The 17,500-nt window shown below is 64.7% G+C and carries 7 protein-coding genes, 2 tRNA genes, 3 rRNA genes and 2 pseudogenes; 3 read left to right on the top strand and 11 right to left on the bottom strand.

Annotated elements, in window-relative coordinates; all coding sequences use genetic code 11:
- Positions 1-117: 117 nt before the first annotated feature.
- The 3 genes from tgt to ACN28I_RS00555 are packed head-to-tail and all read right to left on the bottom strand — an operon-like array spanning position 118 to position 3,557.
- On the bottom strand, positions 118-1,302 hold the full coding sequence (tgt, locus tag ACN28I_RS00565; protein ID WP_420940240.1) for a tRNA guanosine(34) transglycosylase Tgt: 1,185 nt from the start codon (positions 1,300-1,302) through the stop codon (positions 118-120).
- A gap of 13 nt (positions 1,303-1,315) precedes the next feature.
- On the bottom strand, positions 1,316-2,401 hold the full coding sequence (gene queA / locus ACN28I_RS00560) for a tRNA preQ1(34) S-adenosylmethionine ribosyltransferase-isomerase QueA (RefSeq protein WP_420940239.1): 1,086 nt from the start codon (positions 2,399-2,401) through the stop codon (positions 1,316-1,318).
- A 49-nt stretch (positions 2,402-2,450) separates the two neighbouring features.
- Positions 2,451-3,557, bottom strand: a complete 1,107-nt coding sequence (locus ACN28I_RS00555; protein ID WP_420940238.1) for a SpoIID/LytB domain-containing protein — start codon at positions 3,555-3,557, stop codon at positions 2,451-2,453.
- Positions 3,558-3,606: 49 nt separating this feature from the next.
- Here ACN28I_RS00555 and ACN28I_RS00550 point away from each other — a divergent pair, with 49 nt between their 5' ends.
- The 3 genes from ACN28I_RS00550 (at position 3,607) to ACN28I_RS00540 (ending at position 5,217) form a co-directional block, all read left to right on the top strand.
- Positions 3,607-4,167: a hypothetical protein gene (locus ACN28I_RS00550; RefSeq protein WP_420940237.1), complete on the top strand. Its 561-nt coding sequence runs from the start codon at positions 3,607-3,609 to the stop codon at positions 4,165-4,167.
- Between the two features lie 40 nt (positions 4,168-4,207).
- Positions 4,208-4,531, top strand: a complete 324-nt coding sequence (locus ACN28I_RS00545; protein ID WP_420940236.1) for a hypothetical protein — start codon at positions 4,208-4,210, stop codon at positions 4,529-4,531.
- Between the two features lie 182 nt (positions 4,532-4,713).
- On the top strand, positions 4,714-5,217 hold the full coding sequence (locus ACN28I_RS00540; protein ID WP_420940235.1) for a hypothetical protein: 504 nt from the start codon (positions 4,714-4,716) through the stop codon (positions 5,215-5,217).
- A 10-nt stretch (positions 5,218-5,227) separates the two neighbouring features.
- On the opposite strand, the pseudogene ACN28I_RS00535 reads toward ACN28I_RS00540, so the two are convergent.
- The 8 genes and pseudogenes from ACN28I_RS00535 to ACN28I_RS00500 form a co-directional block, all read right to left on the bottom strand.
- Positions 5,228-6,440: pseudogene (locus ACN28I_RS00535) on the bottom strand (KamA family radical SAM protein).
- Positions 6,440-7,814: pseudogene (locus ACN28I_RS00530) on the bottom strand (KamA family radical SAM protein). Before ACN28I_RS00530 ends, ACN28I_RS00535 begins: the two co-directional pseudogenes overlap by 1 nt.
- 98 nt (positions 7,815-7,912) lie before the next feature.
- Positions 7,913-10,681 carry a protein kinase domain-containing protein gene (locus ACN28I_RS00525; protein WP_420940234.1) on the bottom strand — a complete coding sequence of 923 codons (2,769 nt, stop codon included), beginning with the start codon at positions 10,679-10,681 and terminating at the stop codon, positions 7,913-7,915.
- A 342-nt stretch (positions 10,682-11,023) separates the two neighbouring features.
- Positions 11,024-11,140: ribosomal RNA gene (gene rrf / locus ACN28I_RS00520) — 5S ribosomal RNA — on the bottom strand.
- A 168-nt stretch (positions 11,141-11,308) separates the two neighbouring features.
- Positions 11,309-14,277, bottom strand: a 23S ribosomal RNA gene (locus ACN28I_RS00515).
- A gap of 247 nt (positions 14,278-14,524) precedes the next feature.
- Positions 14,525-14,597: transfer RNA gene (locus ACN28I_RS00510), tRNA-Ala, on the bottom strand.
- A 67-nt stretch (positions 14,598-14,664) separates the two neighbouring features.
- Positions 14,665-14,741, bottom strand: a tRNA-Ile gene (locus ACN28I_RS00505).
- Positions 14,742-14,926: 185 nt separating this feature from the next.
- Positions 14,927-16,462 (bottom strand): 16S ribosomal RNA (locus ACN28I_RS00500).
- The 16S, 23S and 5S rRNA genes sit together here with 2 tRNA genes alongside, the layout of an rRNA operon.
- Between the last annotated feature and the right edge of the window lie 1,038 nt (positions 16,463-17,500).

Here is a 17,500-nt window from a genome sequence, read left to right as displayed (position 1 = left end):
GGGCAAGTGAACGGCGAGGAAGCCCCGGCCTTTCCGTACCGCGTCAGGCCCGTTTGCCCCCCCTCCGGACCCCAGGAACCGGCCGTCTGGATGGCCGCCGGGGTGTACCGCCAACGCCTACTTCGAGCGGGTGCGCTCGGCCTCCTGGGCCCGGGCCTTGTCCCGGAAGTCCCGGGCGAAGGCGGTGTAGCGGTCCTCGGCGATGGCCCGGCGCACCTCCTTCATGAGGTTGAGGAAGTAGTGGAGGTTGTGGAGGGTGTTGAGCCGCATGGCGAGGATTTCGCCCGCCACGAAGAGGTGGCGCAGGTAGGCGCGGCTGAAGTTGCGGCAGGTGTAGCAGGAGCAGGCGGGGTCCGCGGGCCGGGGATCCTTGGCGTAGGTGGCGTTGCGGATGACGACCTTGCCCTCGGAGGTGAAGAGCAGGCCGTTGCGCGCGCAGCGGGTGGGTAGCACGCAGTCGAACATGTCCACCCCGTGCTCCACGCAGGTGACCAGGTCCACGGGCGTGCCCACGCCCATGAGGTAGCGCGGCTTGTCCCGGGGGAGCAGCGGAGCGGAGAAGGCCACCCCCTCGTGCATGGCCTCGGGCGTCTCCCCCACGGAGAAGCCGCCGAGCGCGTAGCCGGGCAGGTCCACCGCGCACACCTCCTCGGCGTGGGCCTTGCGCAGGTCCTTGTTCAGGCCGCCCTGGACGATGCCGAAGAGCGAGGAGCGCTCGCGGCTCCAGGCCTTCACGCACCGCTGCAGCCAGCGCGTGGTGCGCGCCAGGGACTTCTCCATGTAGGCGCGGTCCTCGGTGGAGGGCGGGCACTCGTCGAAGGCCATGATGATGTCGGCCCCGAGCGTCTCTTGAATCTCGATGGAGCGCTCGGGCGTCAGCATGATGTGGCGCCCGTCCAGGTGCGACTGGAAGGCCGCACCCTCCTCGGTGATCTTGCGCTTCTCCGCGAGGCTGAAGACCTGGAAGCCGCCGCTGTCGGTGAGCATGGGCCGGTCCCAGGAGACGAAGCGGTGCAGGCCGCCCATCTCCCCCACCAGGTCGTCTCCGGGGCGGAGCATCAGGTGGTAGGTGTTGCCGAGGATGATCTGCGCATCCAGCGTGAGCAGATCATCCGGGCCCACCCCCTTGACGCTGCCCACGGTGCCCACGGGCATGAAGATGGGCGTCTCCACCATGCCATGGGGGGTGTGCAGCCGCCCCCGGCGAGCACGCGAGCCCGAGGCATCCTCGTGCAGCAACTCGTAACGCACCAGACTCGGTGGGACCCGGGTGTCACCCTTCTCCTTGCGCGGCTCTCCCATTGCGTCGTGTCTCCTACTCCGTCACCAACATCGCGTCGCCGTACGAGAAGAACCGGTAGCCGGCGGCGACCGCCTCCCGGTAGGCCGCCAGGGTCTGCTCCCGGCCGAGCAGCGCGCTCACCAGCACCACCAGCGTGGAGCGCGGGAGGTGGAAGTTGGTGAGCAGCACGTCCACCTGCCGGAAGCGGAAGCCGGGGCGGATGAAGAGCGTCGTCTCGCCGGGCCCGGCGCGCAGGGCGCCCGAGTCCGGGTCCGTGGCCGATTCGAGGGTGCGCACCACGGTGGTGCCCACCGCCACCACGCGGCGGCCCTCGGCCTTGGCGGCATTCACCGCCCGGGCGGTGGCCTCGGGGACGAAGTAGCGCTCCGGGTGCATGTGGTGCTTCTCGAGGTTCTCCTCCCGGACGGGGAGGAAGGTGCCGGGCCCCACGTCGAGCGTCACCTCGACGCGGTGGATGCCCCGGGCGGCCAGGGCCGCGAAGGTGGCCTCGGTGAAGTGCAGCCCCGCGGTGGGGGCGGCCACCGCGCCCGAGGCCCGCGCGTACACCGTCTGGTAGCGCTCGGCGTCGGCGGCCTCGGGGGCCCGGGTGATGTAGGGCGGCAGCGGCAGGCGGCCAGCCTTCTCCAGGGCCTCGGCGAGCGAGGTGCCCGGCGCGGCGAGGAAGCGCACCCGGTACTCCCCTCCTCCGAGCGCCTCCAGCACCTCGGCCTCGAGGCCCTCGGGGAAGGACAGCCGGGCGCCGGGCTTGAGGCCCTTGGAGGCCTGGCCGAGGCAGATCCACTCGAGCGCCTCGGTGGCGCCGCTGAGGGCCTGCGAGGTGAGCGTGGAGGCCGCCGGACGGACGACGAGCAGTTCCACCCGGCCGCCGGTTCCGCTCTTGCTCCCGAGCAGGCGGGCGGGGATGACGCGGGCGTCGTTGACGACGAGGAGGTCGCCCTCGCGCAGCAGCTCCGACAGGCCGGAGAAGTGGCGGTGGGCGCGGGTACCCGAGGAGCGGCTCACCACCAGGAGGCGGGAGGCATCGCGGGACGCGAGGGGCGCCTGGGCGATCTGCGCCTCGGGGAGCTCGAAGTCGTAGTCGGAGAGCAGGGAGGACACGGGAGGAGGCGCTTGTAACAGCCTGGGCGCCCCGACGAAACGGGATGTGTCAGTAGAGCTGCTGGAGCTCGGTCCCCGGGTAGTAGTGCAGGAGGATGTCGCGGTAGGTGAGGCCCTCGTCGGCGAGCGCCTTGGCGCCCCACTGGCAGAAGCCGGCGCCGTGGCCGTAGCCGCGGCCGATGAAGTGCCAGGAGCCGCCGGTGCGCTCAACGTCGAACTCCAGGCTCTTGAGCTTCGTGTAGCCGAGCTTGCGCCGGAATGTCACCCCATCGAGCGAGGCGCCTCCGGAAGTGGCCACCCGGTTCACCCGCTCGGTGGAGGTGCGGGAGGTGACGCGGAAGCCCTCGGTGGACTGGCCGAGGGCGGCCTGTAGCTCCGAGTCGGAGACGGTGGCGCTCCAGCGGCTGGCGGGCAGGCTGCCGCACGGACAGTCCACGGCCCGCAGGTAGGGGAGATTGCGCTGGAGGGCATCCTGGCCGGACTCGGTGCGGCCGCCGCAGGAGGCGTGGAAGTAGGCCTCGATGGGGGCGAGCTCGTAGGTGAGCACCTCGCCGCGGGTGGCCTCGACGGCGGCGAGGGAGCGCGGGTCCTCGCGATTGACGCCGCCGTAGACCTGGTGGAGCACGCTGCTGCCCATGTGGAAGGGGGCGCCGTAGGTCTCCAGCTTCTTCTGGAGGGCGTAGGTACGGGCGGCCACGGCCTGGGCCTTGAGGGCCTCTGGGGGGAAGGAGACGGGCATCTCGCTGCCGAGCACGGCGGCGAGGTAGTCCTCGAGGGGGATGACGTTGATGAGCTGGAGGCCGTCCTTGTAGAGGCGCACGACGACATCGCCGCGGACCTGCATGTCACCGGCGCGCAGGGGCGAGGAGCCGGGCACGCCGGCGTCCCGGGCCTCCAGGCCGGCGCGGAAGCGGACCGCATTGCCCATGACGGGGGCGCCGTTGAGCTCCAGGCGGGAGCCGCGGCGGCGCACGACGGCGCTGTCCTGATTGAGCGGGGTGAAGCGGGCGTCCTCGGTATCGGAGCCGAAGGACAGGCCCTTGCCGCTCACCCGCACCTGGCCCTGGGAGTCGCTCATGGAGATGCGCATGGTCTCCACGGCGAGGGCGTGGAGGGGCGAGAGCAGGAGCAGGAGGAGTGCAACAGGACGCAACATGCGGCAAGTGTAGGGGGTGGTGCTCGTGGCTCAAGAAATCAGCCGGGGGATGACGGAGAATGCCGCCCCCGTGTCCCCTGCCCCCGACGCTTCCCGTCTTTCCACCGCCGAGCTCGTCGCGGCGCTGCGAGCGCTGCCGTATCGCCCGTCCGCCTTTCTCATGACGCGGCTGGTCCAGGGCCGTTCGCTGAAGGAGAGCGCGGCCTTCTACGGCATCACGCCGGAGGCCTTCCGCGTGCACCTGCTGCGTGCGGGGCTGGCGCTGACCGCCGCGGCGGCCCTGCCCTCCCGGGAGCCGGAGAGCGACGTGGAGGAGGACGTCTGGGCGCGAGGGTTGACCGAGGCATTGGAGCGCGAGACGTCGGCGGTGCCTCCGGCGTTGGCGGAGACGGTGGAGGTGTGCCGGAGGCTGCGAGCGTTGGGGCCGGAGGTGGCGAAGGCGTTCGAGGAGGCCGAGCGCGAGCAGGAAGAGTCACCGACGGGGCAGCGGGAGGAGTGGCTGAGACGGCTGGCGGTGCTGGTGCTGGTGGGGCTGACGGCGTTCCTGTACTGCAACCGCCCCGAGGAGACGCCGGAGCGGCGTGTCCAACCGCGGTCCATGGAGCGCTGAGGCCCTGGACGGAGGGGGTGGTGACGCATAAGGGAGGGGCATGCGCATAGCCACCCTTGCCCTGCTCACTCTGGCCCTCGTGGGATGTCCCAAGCAGGTGGACACCCGGGTGGCCGGCTCGGACGATGACCAGCTCACCACCTACGAGGCGCGGCTCGAGGAGCTGCTGACGCGGGGCGCGGGGGAAGAGCTGTCCTGTTCGGAGCAGTGCACCCTGTCCACGCAGACGTGCGACGTAGCGGAGGGCCTGTGCGCGGTGGTGGAGCGCCATCCGGATCGGATGGATCTGCCGCGGCGATGCGCCCGGGCGAGGGAGTCGTGCGCGGAGAAGACGGACGGCTGCACGCGCTGCCGGAACCGCTGAATCCACCTGCCCGGAACCGCCTGTTCCCCTCCCGGCCCCCTCTCCCCTCTCCCCTCGGGAGAGGGACGGGGTGAGGGTGCCACGAATCCCGGGTTGGCCCCGTGGAGTCGAGCCTCGGGCCACCGGATTACCCGTGGGCCCCGGACCTCCCGTACGATGGAAGGGCCCATCCAGGAGCCCTCATGTCCCGCCGTCTGTCCGTGCTGTTGCTGTCGACCTGGCTCATCACGCCGAACCTCGCGCTCGCGGGGGAACTGACCCCCGAGCAACTCGCGCGCATCCGCCGGGCCGAGAAGGCGGCGGTGGACAAGGTGAACGCGGCGCACGGAAACAAGAAGTCCTCCGAGCTGAGCGCGGCCGAGCGGCGGGAGATGATCCGGGAGCAGCAGGAGGCCGTGCAGAAAGTGATGGACGAGCACGGGGTCACGGCGAAGGACTACGCGCGCCAATCAGCCCGGATGGGACCGAAGCAGAACGAGCAGGTAGCGGCCGCGGAGAAGGCGCTGGAGGAGAAGGAGAAGGCAGCGGCGAAGTCCCCGCGGGACAAGGAGCCGGGGGAGATCCAGATCCAGCAGGGGATCAACGAGGAGAACCCGGTGATGCTGGAGGAGCAGGAAGGCGCGGCGCCGGTGGTGGAGCACGGCCTTCCGGTGGGAGAGGAGCAAGCCCCGCCCGTGGAGGAGTGAGCGCCCTGCCCTACCCCCAACGCCGGGCCTGCCACACGGAGTCGTAGGGGCAGGAGCAGTCGGTCTGCTCGGGCTCGGGGTAGGCGTAGCGCTCGCCCTTGTAGTTGCGGAAGACGGTCTCGTGCTCGCCGCGCTCCAGGACGTAGTCGGGCTGGAGCGTCACCTTGCCGCCGCCGCCGGGGAGGTCCACGGCGAGGTGGGGAACGGCGAGCCCGGTGGTGTAGCCGCGGAGCTGCTGAAGGATCTCCATGCCCTTGGAGATGGGGGTGCGCAGGTGCTCGCAACCCTGGGCCACGTCCATCTGGTGGAGGTAGTAGGGGCGGACGCGGATGCGCAGCAGGGCGTGGGAGAAGCTCCCGGATGATGCGGGCATCCGAGTTGAGCTGCCGCATGAGGACGGCCTGGTTCTCCACGGGGACGCCGTGGTCCACGAGCCGCTCGCAGGCCTCGCGGGCCTCGGGGGTCACTTCCTTCGGGTGGTTGAAGTGGGTGACGACGTAGATGGGGGCGTAGCGGCGCAGGAGCCGGGCCAGCGAGTCGGTGACGCGCATGGGCAGGCACACGGGCACGCGGGTGCCGATGCGCACCATCTCCACGTGGGGAATCTCGTGGAGGGGGGCGAGCAGCTCCTCCAGCCGCTCCTCGGAGAGGAGGAAGGGATCTCCGCCGGAGATGAGGACATCGCGCACCTCGGGGTGGCGGCGGATGTACTCGAGGCCGCGGCGCATCTGCTCCTTGGTGAGCTCGGCCTCGCCGCCCTTGGTGATGCGGCGGCGGGTGCAGTGGCGGCAGTAGACGGAGCAGGTGTCGAGCGCGAGGAAGAGGACGCGGTCCGGGTACTTGTGGACGATGGCCTCTTCGGGCCGGGTCTTGTCCTCGCCGAGGGGGTCCGCGAGCTCACCGGGGCGGATGCGGGCCTCGGCGCGCACGGGGATGGACTGCATCCGGATGGGGCAGAACGGATGGTCCCGGTCGATGAGCGACAGGTAGTACGGGCTGATGCCGATGCGGAACAGCTCGGAGGTCTCCTGCACGCCGGCGCGCTCGTCGGGGGTGAGGAGGACGTACTTCTCGAGCTGCGCGAGGCTGCGCACGGCGTGGCGCTGATGCCAGCGCCAGTCGGACCACTCGGCGTCGGTGGCGTCGGGAAAAAGGGAACGGCGCCCGGCCTCGGAGGCCGGACGCGCGGGAGCGCCCTTGGAGGGCGGCACTGGGGGGAGCATTACGCCGCCTTGGCCTGATCACGCCACCACTGCTGACCGGACTCGGGCAGCGTGTAGATCGGGTCGAAGTACTCGTACTTGCGCGAGAGGGCGTCGGGGTCATTGCCCTCGATGCCGGTGCGGTAGTTCTTGGTCCAGTAGGAGATGCCGCGCTCGTGGTCGTACTCGGAGATCTGGTGGATCCACCGCTTCCCGACGAAGGGCACGTCGCAGACGATGCGCGGGGTGGCGAAGCCGGGCATGTACCCCATGATGTCGTGCTGGAGCTTCTGGGCCTCGGCCACGCTGAGCCGCCAGTGCTCCGAGTTGGGGATCATGTCGCACATGTAGAAGTAGTACGGGAGGATCTTCGCGTGATCGAGCAGGGTGAAGCACAGCTCGAGGAGATCCTTGGGGGTGCTGTTGACGCCGCGCAGGAGGACGCCCTGGTTGCGCACGTCGCGGAAGCCCATGTCGAGCAGCTTGCGGACGGCCTTGCCGACGAGCGGGGTGAGCTGACGGGCGTTGTTGACGTGGGTGTGGAGCGCGAGGTCCACGCCGCGCTCATTGGCCTTCTTGGCGAGCCGCTCCAGCCCCTGGAGGACGGAGTCCTGGAGGAAGTGCTGGGGGATGGCCATGAGGCCCTTGGAGGCCAGGCGGATGTCGCGGATGTTGGGGATGTCGAGCAGGGCGCTGACGAAGGGCTCGAGGGCCTGGATGGGGAGGTTGGCGATGTCCCCGCCGCTGACGACCACATCGCGGACGGTGGGCGTCCGGCGCAGGTAGTCGAGCATCTGCTCGTAGCGCTCCTTCTGGCCGATGTTGAAGCGGTGCTTCTGGACCTGGGGAACGTCGTTGCCCACGAGGTCCATGCGGGTGCAGTGGCCGCAGTACTGGGGGCAGGTGGGGAGCATCTCCGCCAGCACCTTGGTGGGGTAGCGGTGGGTGAGCCCTTCCACGGCCCACATGTCGGCCTCGTGGAGGCTGTCGCGGCTGGCCTTGGGGTGGTTGGGCCACTCGGGGTGCCGGTCGTCGAAGGCGGGCAGCATGTAACGGCGGACCGGGTCGTTCCACAGGTCCGTCTCGTCCATGGTGTTGAGCATCTGGGGCGGGACGAGGATGGACATCGTCGCCCGCTCCTGCTGGTCGCGCTCCATGCTGGCCAGGAGGTCATCCGGCAGGAAGTGGCCGAGGGCGGCCTTGAGCTCCTTGAGGTTCTTGACGGTGTTCTTGCGCTGCCAGACGGAGCTTCTCCCACTCGGCCTGGGTGACGGCCTTGTAGCCGGGGAGGCGACGCCAGTCGGGCTCCACGAATTCACGGCGGAGCGGATAGGAGAAAGGCTGCTCTGCGGGTCCGGCCGAGGCGGCCTTGCCGCGGATGGGCGTCGTGGTCATGGCGATCCACCTTGAAAGGGAACCGGGGCCCGGAAGCCGGAAGCCCGGATGGAGGTCCCTCTTTACCCAACATTGGAAAGAGGGCAACGAATGCGTGACTACTCGAGGGGGATGTTGATGAGCTTGGCCACATCCCCCTCGGAGATGGTGACCTTCTGGGGCTTGCTCTGCTTGCCGCCGAGCTTGAAGACGACAGTGCGGCTGCCCACCGGGAGGAGCAGCGGATTGCCGAGCGCCACGGGGGTCTGCCGGCCGGTGTTCTTGCCGTCCACCCAGATCTGGGCACCCGGAGGACGGGAGCTGCAGGCGAGCTTGCCCTTGGCCACCGAGCGGGAAGAAGACCGGGTGCTCTTCTCCTGGGAGGACGGCCTGGAGACGGTGCGCTCGGGGGCGGGGGCGGGCTCCTCCTTCTCGAGCTCGAAGGGCACCTCCACCTCCGTGTCGCCCTCGGAGCGGAACTTACCGGAGAACCGCTTGTAGCCGGCGCGCGTGACGGTGAAGGCGTAGGTCTTCCCGATGGTGAGGTTGGCGAGCTTCGCATCGGGCGTCTTACCCACGCGCTTGCCGGCCACCTCGATCTCCGCGCCGGAATCCCCCACGAACACGGCCTCGAAGGTGGTCGGCTTGGGCGGCTCGACGGCCGCGGGCCGGGTGTCCGTCCCCTGCTCCGGAGTGGAGCCGGTGGCGGACGCGGTCTGGGGAGCGTTCTGCTCGGACGGGGAACCGGATGGCGGTTCCTCCTGGGTGCCAGTTCCCGTACCGGTCCCCGTGGCGCTGGCGACCTGGGGATCGTTGGCCGCTGGCGTGCCGGTCTCATCGGGTGGAGGCTCGGCCTCCAGCCTCACGGTCAACACCTGGGCGCGCTGGCCCTTGGTGACGGTGACCATCTGCTCCGAGCGCAGATGGCCTGGGGCGGTGGCGGTCAGCTTGTGAGCGCCCTCGAGCAACTCGATGACCTGGTTCTGGGCGACCAACTTCCCGTCGATCCGGACCTCCGCGCCCTGGGCGGGCTGGACGGAGATCATCACGCTGCCAGTGTTGGGTCCGGAGAACACCACGGCGCCCAGGATCGCGAGCACGAACAGCACGGCCCCCGCGGCGATGCCGATGATGGCCTTGGAAGGCAGCTTCTTGCCGCCCGGGGCCGCGGCGGCACGCGGAGCCTTCTTCTGGGGCGTGGGCTTCGACTTCTGGGGAGCGGGCTCCTCTGCCTCCTGTGGGAGGGTGATGGGGCCGGTCGTCTCCACTTCCTGGGGATCGTCCACCTCACCAGGAGAGTGCTGCTCTCCGTACTCGTCCGAAGCCTCTTCCTCGGACAGGTGCTGCTCGTCCTCGTGATGGGAGGAGTCCTGCTCCTGCTCCAGGGTCAGCCGCCTGCGATGGCCGGTGGGCATCGGGCTGAGCATGGTGCTCCCCGATTCGACCTGCCCGACGCGGGTGGCATTGGACTCCTGGGGCTCGGGGCGCGCCGTGGGAGCGGGTCCGACGACGGTAGCGCCCGCGTAGCCCTCCCCTTCTTCGTCGCCGATGACGACCTGCTGCCTGCCGCCACGGCCTCTGTCGCGAGCAGAAGGGGCCGGGGCGTCATCCTCGGGGGGGTAGCTCGTCTCACCCGTCAGGGTGTCGTCGACCAGCACGCTCGACGAGGACCCGGAGCTGGAGGAATCCGGCCGTGGGACCACCAGGGACGGGTCGAAGATCTGCGTCTTGTCGCCCGCGCCATCGAGCTCCGCCAGCTCGTCCTCGGAGGGGGGAGGCACGTAACCGCTGCTCACCGCGGGCTGGGCCGGCGCCGTGGGAGCGCGGCCAGTCAAGGGCATCGCGGGGAGGGACTGTTGCCGGCGCGGCGCGCGGGACAGTTCTCCGGTGACGCCGGTGGTCTCGATCTGCTCCGGGCGCTCGACGGAGGCGTAGCGCTCCATCTTCTCGGCCTCGCGAACGATGTCCTCCGCGAAGGCCTCCTTCATGTAGGCCGAGAGATGTTTGGACGAGTAGATGGCATCGCCGGCCAGGAGGAAGCGCATCAGATCCTCCTGGAGATCCGAGGCCCACTGGTAGCGATCCTCCGCATCACGGGCGAGGCCCTTCATCAGGACCTTCTCGAGCCCCGCCGGGATGTTGGGGTTGAACTGCCGCGGCATGGGCACGTCGGCGTTGCGAACCTTCTCCAGGGTGGAGAAGTCCGACTCACCGACGAAGAGCCGCTCGCCCGTCAACATCTCGTAGAGGATGACGCCCACGGCGAAGACATCGCTGCGGCGATCGATGGGCAGGCCGCGGACCTGCTCCGGGCTCATGTAGCCGAACTTGCCCTTGAGGATGCCGGCCTGCGTCTTTTGCGACCGGTTCGCCGCCTTGGCGATACCGAAGTCGATGATCTTCACCTCGCCTTCGTACGAGATGAGGATGTTCTGCGGAGAGACGTCGCGGTGGATGATGCCCAGGTCCTGTCCGCGCGCATCCTTCTTGCGGTGCGCGTAGTCGAGGCCCTCGCACATCTTCGAGGCGATGAAGACGGCCTGGGCGGTGGGCATGATCTCCTTGCGCCGCCGGTAGCGCTCCAGGAGCGTGCGCAGATCCCGCCCGGCCACGTACTCCATGGCGATGAAGTAGGTGTCCTCGTGCTTGCCGAGCTCGTCGATGCGCACGACGTTGGCGTGGTTCAGCTCGACGCTGATCCGCGCCTCGTCGATGAACATCGTGATGAACTCTTCGTCCTCGGCCATCGTCGGGAGGATCTTCTTGATGGCGAGGATCCGCTCGAACCCCTCGACGCCGAAGGCCTTGGCCGTGAAGACCTCCGCCATGCCGCCAACGTTGATGCGCTCGAGGAGGAGGTACTTCCCAAATGAGGTCGGCTTCTTCATTGCGTGGATCCGCCCGCACCCGGAAGGCCACAGTTCCGCTCAGGGGGGAGCAGTGGGTGGAAAACCGGACGAACCCGGGACTTTAGACGGAGCACGGACGGGGAGTCAAACCACCCCCGACGGCAGATTCCTCAAGAGTTCCAGCCACTTGAACCATTCAAGCTGTCTTGTGAGGACTGCCGCGCGACTGCCGGCCGGCCGCTGTGCCCGGCCCCTCTCAAGCAGAGTCACGAGCTGCCGGACCTGGCCCAAGCCCAAGCGCCACGGAGCACCGGGCAGGAGCCCGCAAAGGCGAAGGCCCCGAGTCCTCACGTGTGTGAGGACTCGGGGCCTTCAAAAAAAATCCGGCAGCGACCTACTCTCCCGCGCGGTTTCCCGCGGAGTACCATCGGCTCTGGAGGGCTTAACTTCCGTGTTCGGGATGGGAACGGGTGGGACCCCTCCGACATTGCCACCGGAAAACATGTGACGCGTGCATACAAAGGGTAGTTTTCAATTTCTAGCTGGAGAAGCTGGTGCCTTCTTCCGGGCCCGGCGCCGCTCTTCGGGAGCGCGCTCGGGGCCTCGACCTTGGACTCGAATCCCTTGTTGCCCCCCCGTTGAGGTGGAGCTCGTGAGAGATTGAGGTAAAGTAAGCCGCACGACCAATTAGTACCGGTTAGCTCAACGCGTTACCGCGCTTACACACCCGGCCTATCAACGTCGTAGTCTTCGACGGGTCTTCAGGGGCTTGCGCCCGGGATACCTGTTCTTGAGGTCGGTTTCCCGCTTAGATGCTTTCAGCGGTTATCCAATCGACACATGGCTACCCAGCGATGCCTCTGGCGAGACAACTGGTACACCAGCGGTGTCTCCAACCCGGTCCTCTCGTACTAAGGTCAGAGCCTCTCAAGTATCCTACGCCCACAGCAGATAGGGACCAAACTGTCTCACGACGTTTTGAACCCAGCTCGCGTACCGCTTTAATTGGCGAACAGCCAAACCCTTGGGACCTGCTCCAGCCCCAGGATGCGATGAGCCGACATCGAGGTGCCAAACCTCCCCGTCGATGTGAACTCTTGGGGGAGATAAGCCTGTTATCCCCGGAGTACCTTTTATCCGTTGAGCGATGGCCCTTCCATTCAGGACCACCGGATCACTATGACCTGCTTTCGCACCTGCTCGACCTGTCGGTCTCGCAGTCAAGCTCCCTTATGCCATTGCACTCGACGCCCGGTTTCCAATCGGGCTGAGGGAACCATCGCGCGCCTCCGTTACATTTTGGGAGGCGACCGCCCCAGTCAAACTACCCACCAGACAGTGTCCCAACTCCCGCTAAAGGAGCATGGTTAGACACCAGAATCCGACAGGGTGGTATTTCACCGTTGCCTCCACCGAACCTAGCGGCCCGGCTTCAAAGGCTCCCACCTATCCTACACAGTCGAACCCTAGTGTCACTGTCAAGTTGTAGTAAAGGTTCACGGGGTCTTTCCGTCTTGCTGCGGGTAAACTGCATCGGCACAGCTATTTCAATTTCGCTGAGTCCCTCTCCGAGACAGTGCGGAAGTCGTTACTCCATTCGTGCAGGTCGGAACTTACCCGACAAGGAATTTCGCTACCTTAGGACCGTTATAGTTACGGCCGCCGTTTACTGGGGCTTCGGATCATCGCTTCGCCTTGCGGCTGACGAATCCCCTTAACCTTCCAGCACCGGGCAGGAGTCAGACCCTATACGTCGGCTTCTTGCCTTCGCAGAGTCCTGTGTTTTTGGTAAACAGTCGCTACCGCCATTTCTCTGCAACCTCTCTCGGCTTCGGCTGTACGCCTACACCTACCAGAGGCCCACCTTCTTCCGAAGTTACGGTGGAAATTTGCCTAGTTCCTTGGAGGAGAGTTCTCTCAAGCGCCTTAGGATTTTCTCCTCACCCACCTGTGTCGGTTTGCGGTACGGACACCCTGTAGACTCCCCGCGGAACTTTTCTTGGAAGCCGAGCATCAACGACTAATCCCTTGCGGGACGCCATGGGGTCTCGGGGATAGCTGCCGCGCCTTTTCATCGTACGCGACACCCCTACGCCTTTGGACTGGCACAACCACCGGCCAGCTCGTCTAGCTTTCTCCGTCCTTCCTCGGTTCAACGTCTACAAGATGGCGCAGGAATATTAACCTGCTTTCCATCACCTACGCCTTTCGGCCTCGGCTTAGGTTCCGGCTAACCCTGGGAAGATTAACTTGACCCAGGAAACCTTGGGTTTACGGCGAGGGGGTTTCTCACCCCCTTTATCGCTACTCATTTCGGCATCAGCACTCGCAACCACTCCAGCAGCCCTTGCGGTCTACCTTCGCCGTAGTTGCAACGCTCCCCTACCACTGCATACGCCTGACGTATGCAATCCGAAGCTTCGGCGCTAGTCTTGAGCCCCGTTACATTTTCGGCGCGGCCTGTCTCGACCAGTGAGCTATTACGCTTTCTTTAAAGGATGGCTGCTTCTAAGCCAACCTCCTGGTTGTCAATGACCTGCCACATCCTTTCTAGTGTTCACTTAGACTAGACTTGGGGGCCTTAGCTGTCGGTCTGGGTTATTCCCCTCTTGCCAATGGACGTTATCACCCACTGACTGCTTCCCGGGCTAACAATTACTGGCATTCGGAGTTTGGTACGGTTTGGTAATCTGGTGAGACCCCTAGCCGTTCCAGTGCTCTACCTCCAGTATTGAATTACCCAAGACGATACCTAAATATCTTTCGGGGAGAACCAGCTATCACGGAGTTTGATTGGCCTTTCACCCCTACACACAGCTCATCCCAGAAATTTTCAACTTTCATGAGTTCGGTCCTCCATGAGGTGTTACCCTCACTTCAACCTGGCCATGTGTAGATCACCCCGCTTCGGGTTATAATGCACGCAACTGTAGTCGCCCATTTAGGACTCGCTTTCGCTCCGGCTCCACCTATCGGCTTAGCCTCGCTACGTACATTAAGTCGCCGAATCATGATGCAAAAGGTACGCCCTCGCACTGGGTTGCCCCGTAGTGCTCGGACTGCTTGTAGACATGCGGTTTCAGGTTCTTTTAATTCCCCTCACTGGGGTTCTTTTCACCTTTCCCTCGCGGTACTAGTCCACTATCGGTCGCCAAGGAGTATTTAGCCTTACCGGATGGTCCCGGCTGATTCAGGCAGGATTGCACGTGTCCCGCCCTACTTGGGTAACCCGCTCGGCCTCCACCAGTTTTCGCGTACGAGACTGTCACTCTCTTTGGTGTACCTTTCCAGGTACTTCCGCTAACCGGCAAAGGTCCTACCGCGGACCCGCAACCCCGCTGCCACTTGCGTGACATCGGTTTAGGCTGTTCCCGTTTCGCTCGCCACTACTCCGGGAATCACTCATTGTTTTCTTTTCCTCAGGGTACTGAGATGTTTCACTTCCCCTGGTTCGCTCCTTCGGCCCTATGTATTCAGGCCGAGGTAATGCGGTTTTCACCGCACTGGGTTTCCCCATTCGGACATCTCCGGCTCAACGTTCGGTTGGCAACTCCCCGGAGCTTTTCGCAGCCACCCACGTCCTTCTTCGCCTCTTGGCACCTAGGCATCCACCGCACGCCCTTAGTAGCTTACTTACCTTAATCTCTCGCAAGCCCGCCTCACGGCGAGACTTCAACTGACTCGAGACCAAGGTCCAGGCCCCAGCTCTTCGCTGCGGACCCGGAAGAATGCATTTGCTTGAGCCCACCTGCTTCCAGCGCGCCTGGCCTCTCGGCTCAGTCTCGCTTTCGGCTGGTGAGTCGAACTTCTCTCAGCAGAAATTGAATTCTACCCTTCGTATGCACTTGTCAAAGAACGCTCTGAGGACTTCTCAGAAACTTGTGGAGCTGATCGGGATCGAACCGACGACATCTAGCTTGCAAAGCTAGCGCTCTCCCAGCTGAGCTACAGCCCCGGAAATGCGTCGTGGTACTCCAACCTGCCGGCTGTCATCGCTTCACCCGTCTTCCCCGCTGGGAAACTGGTGGGCCTAGGTGGACTTGAACCACCGACCTCGCGCTTATCAGGCGCGCGCTCTAGCCAGCTGAGCTATAGGCCCAGTTGGTGAGTTACCCGTTCAGCTACTTCTCTTTCAAAGAGCCAAGTCGCGTGGACTCGGTCCCTCAAAACCAAACAGCAAGCCCAAAACGATTGCGAAACGTTGACCTGGTCGACCTATGGCAGCTTGCGCTGCTGGTGCACCCTGCTGCGCCGAAGCGCGCGCCGTGCACCCGGTCTCCTTAGAAAGGAGGTGATCCAGCCGCAGGTTCCCCTACGGCTACCTTGTTACGACTTCACCCCAGTTACCGACCACTCCTTGGGCACCCCTTGGTGGGATGACTTCTGGAGCAATCGACTCCCATGGTGTGACGGGCGGTGTGTACAAGGCCCGGGAACGTATTCACCGCGGCGTGCTGATCCGCGATTACTAGCGATTCCGCCTTCATGGAGTCGAGTTGCAGACTCCAATCTGAACTGAGACCGGTTTTATGCGATTAGCTCCCCCTCGCGGGTTGGCGACGCGTTGTACCGGCCATTGTAGCACGTGTGTAGCCCTGGTCATAAAGGCCATGAGGACTTGACGTCATCCCCACCTTCCTCCGGTTTAACACCGGCAGTCCCTCTAGAGATCCGCTTGCGCGGCAACTAAAGGCGAGGGTTGCGCTCGTTGCGGGACTTAACCCAACATCTCACGACACGAGCTGACGACAGCCATGCAGCACCTGTCTCTTGGTTCCCTTGCGGGCACTCCCTCATCTCTGAGGGATTCCAAGGATGTCAAGACCAGGTAAGGTTCTGCGCGTTGCGTCGAATTAAACCACATGCTCCACCGCTTGTGCGGGCCCCCGTCAATTCCTTTGAGTTTTAGTCTTGCGACCGTACTTCCCAGGCGGAGAACTTAATGCGTTAGCTACGGCACCGCGGGGGTCAACACCCACGACACCTAGTTCTCATCGTTTACGGCGTGGACTACCAGGGTATCTAATCCTGTTTGCTCCCCACGCTTTCGCGTCTCAGCGTCAGTTACCGTCCAGGTGGCCGCCTTCGCCACCGGTGTTCCTCCCCATATCTACGAATTTCACCTCTACTTGGGGAATTCCGCCACCCTCTCCGGCACTCAAGCTCTGCAGTTTCGGGCGCACTTCCTCAGTTGAGCTGAGGGCTTTCACACCCGACTTGCAAAGCCGCCTACACGCGCTTTACGCCCAATAATTCCGAACAACGCTTGCACCCTCTGTATTACCGCGGCTGCTGGCACAGAGTTAGCCGGTGCTTCTTCTCCCGGTACCGTCAAGCCTGAGGATGTTAGCCTCAGGGTTTTCGTCCCGGTCGAAAGTGCTTTACAATCCGAAGACCTTCATCACACACGCGGCGTTGCTGCGTCAGGCTTTCGCCCATTGCGCAAAATTCCCCACTGCTGCCTCCCGTAGGAGTCTGGACCGTGTCTCAGTTCCAGTGTGGCTGATCGTCCTCTCAGACCAGCTACCCGTCGTTGCCTTGGTGGGCCATTACCCCGCCAACTAGCTGATGGGCCGCGGACTCATCTGGATGTGATAGCTTGTATACAGAGGCCACCTTTTCCCTCAGGAGCCGAAGCTCCCGGGGGCTTATCCGGTATTAGCCAATCTTTCGACTGGTTATCCCAGACACCCAGGCAGATTATCCACGTGTTACGCACCCGTGCGCCGCTCTACTAGGATTGCTCCATTCGCGCTCGACTTGCATGTGTTAGGCACGCCGCCAGCGTTCGTTCTGAGCCAGGATCAAACTCTCCAATTTTAATTTGAAGTGTTTTGAACCGGCATCGTCAGGGTCCGGCTAAGGAACTCCCGACTTCGCTGTTCAGGGCACCCCGGAATCGACTCACGCCGACTCTCTTGAGGCGCCATTTAGAATTGACTGCGGTTTCCGCAATCGTCTTCTTCTTGGGCTTGCTATTTGGTTTTCAAAGACCGAGCCGCTTGTTGCTGTTGCGACTGTGTGCTACCGTCCTGCTTGCTGCTGCGCTGCACCCCATTCAACCCCGGGGGCTGCACTCTTTATTTCGAAGCGGCTTTTCTGTCAAGCGGCCGTTGCCGCTTCGTTTTCACCGCTTCGCCTCGTCTGGATTCAACACCGCGCTTTCGCGCTTTGCTTCTTCCTTTCGAAGGGGCGCGGAATCTACTTCGCTTCCGCGTCTCTTGTCAACTCGCTTCGTCGACTCTTTCTTCCACCTCACTGCGACTTTCGCCGTTTCGAGGGGAGGCGGCTTCTACCACCACCGCGTTGGGAGTCAACTTCGCTCGCCGACTTCGTATTTCGTCTTTCACTGCTTCGTCCGGGGCCTCCGTCGCCAGTGCGACTTCGCCTTTCCGTCCGAGGGGCGCGGCTTCTACCGCCTCGCCCGGTCTGGAGTCAACCGCTGATTTCCGCCGGTTGATTCCGCTCGCCGTCCGCTTTTTTCAGCGGTGCTGGCGAGGTTCTCAGTATCTATGACCGCCTTGTGGACTTGTCAACTTCATCGACCCGTCCCATCCGGCTCCGGCTAGCCGCTGCAACCATCATCTGGCGCGGCGATGCCGACCTTCGGTCTTATTGCTGATCAAAAGAACAAGCCCCGCTTCGCTGGAGTGTCACCTGGGTGACACCGCGCCGTGGGGTGAGGCGGCTTATCCACCAACCGATCAGGCGGCGCAAGCTATTTCACCTGCGCCCTCCCGTATGCCCCGAGTTGGACTCTCCGTCGCAGTCTCGACGGCACCATCCAGAGCCAGGACTTCCCGCTCCGAATCCCGGCGGTGTAGGGGAAACCCTCCCGGCCGCTCGCGCCATTCCCGC

It is taken from the genome of Archangium gephyra (assembly GCF_049060025.1).
GTDB lineage: Bacteria > Myxococcota > Myxococcia > Myxococcales > Myxococcaceae > Archangium > Archangium gephyra_A.
The sequence above is the reverse complement of the archived record's forward strand: the minus strand, read 5'-3'. Positions and strand labels throughout refer to the sequence as shown.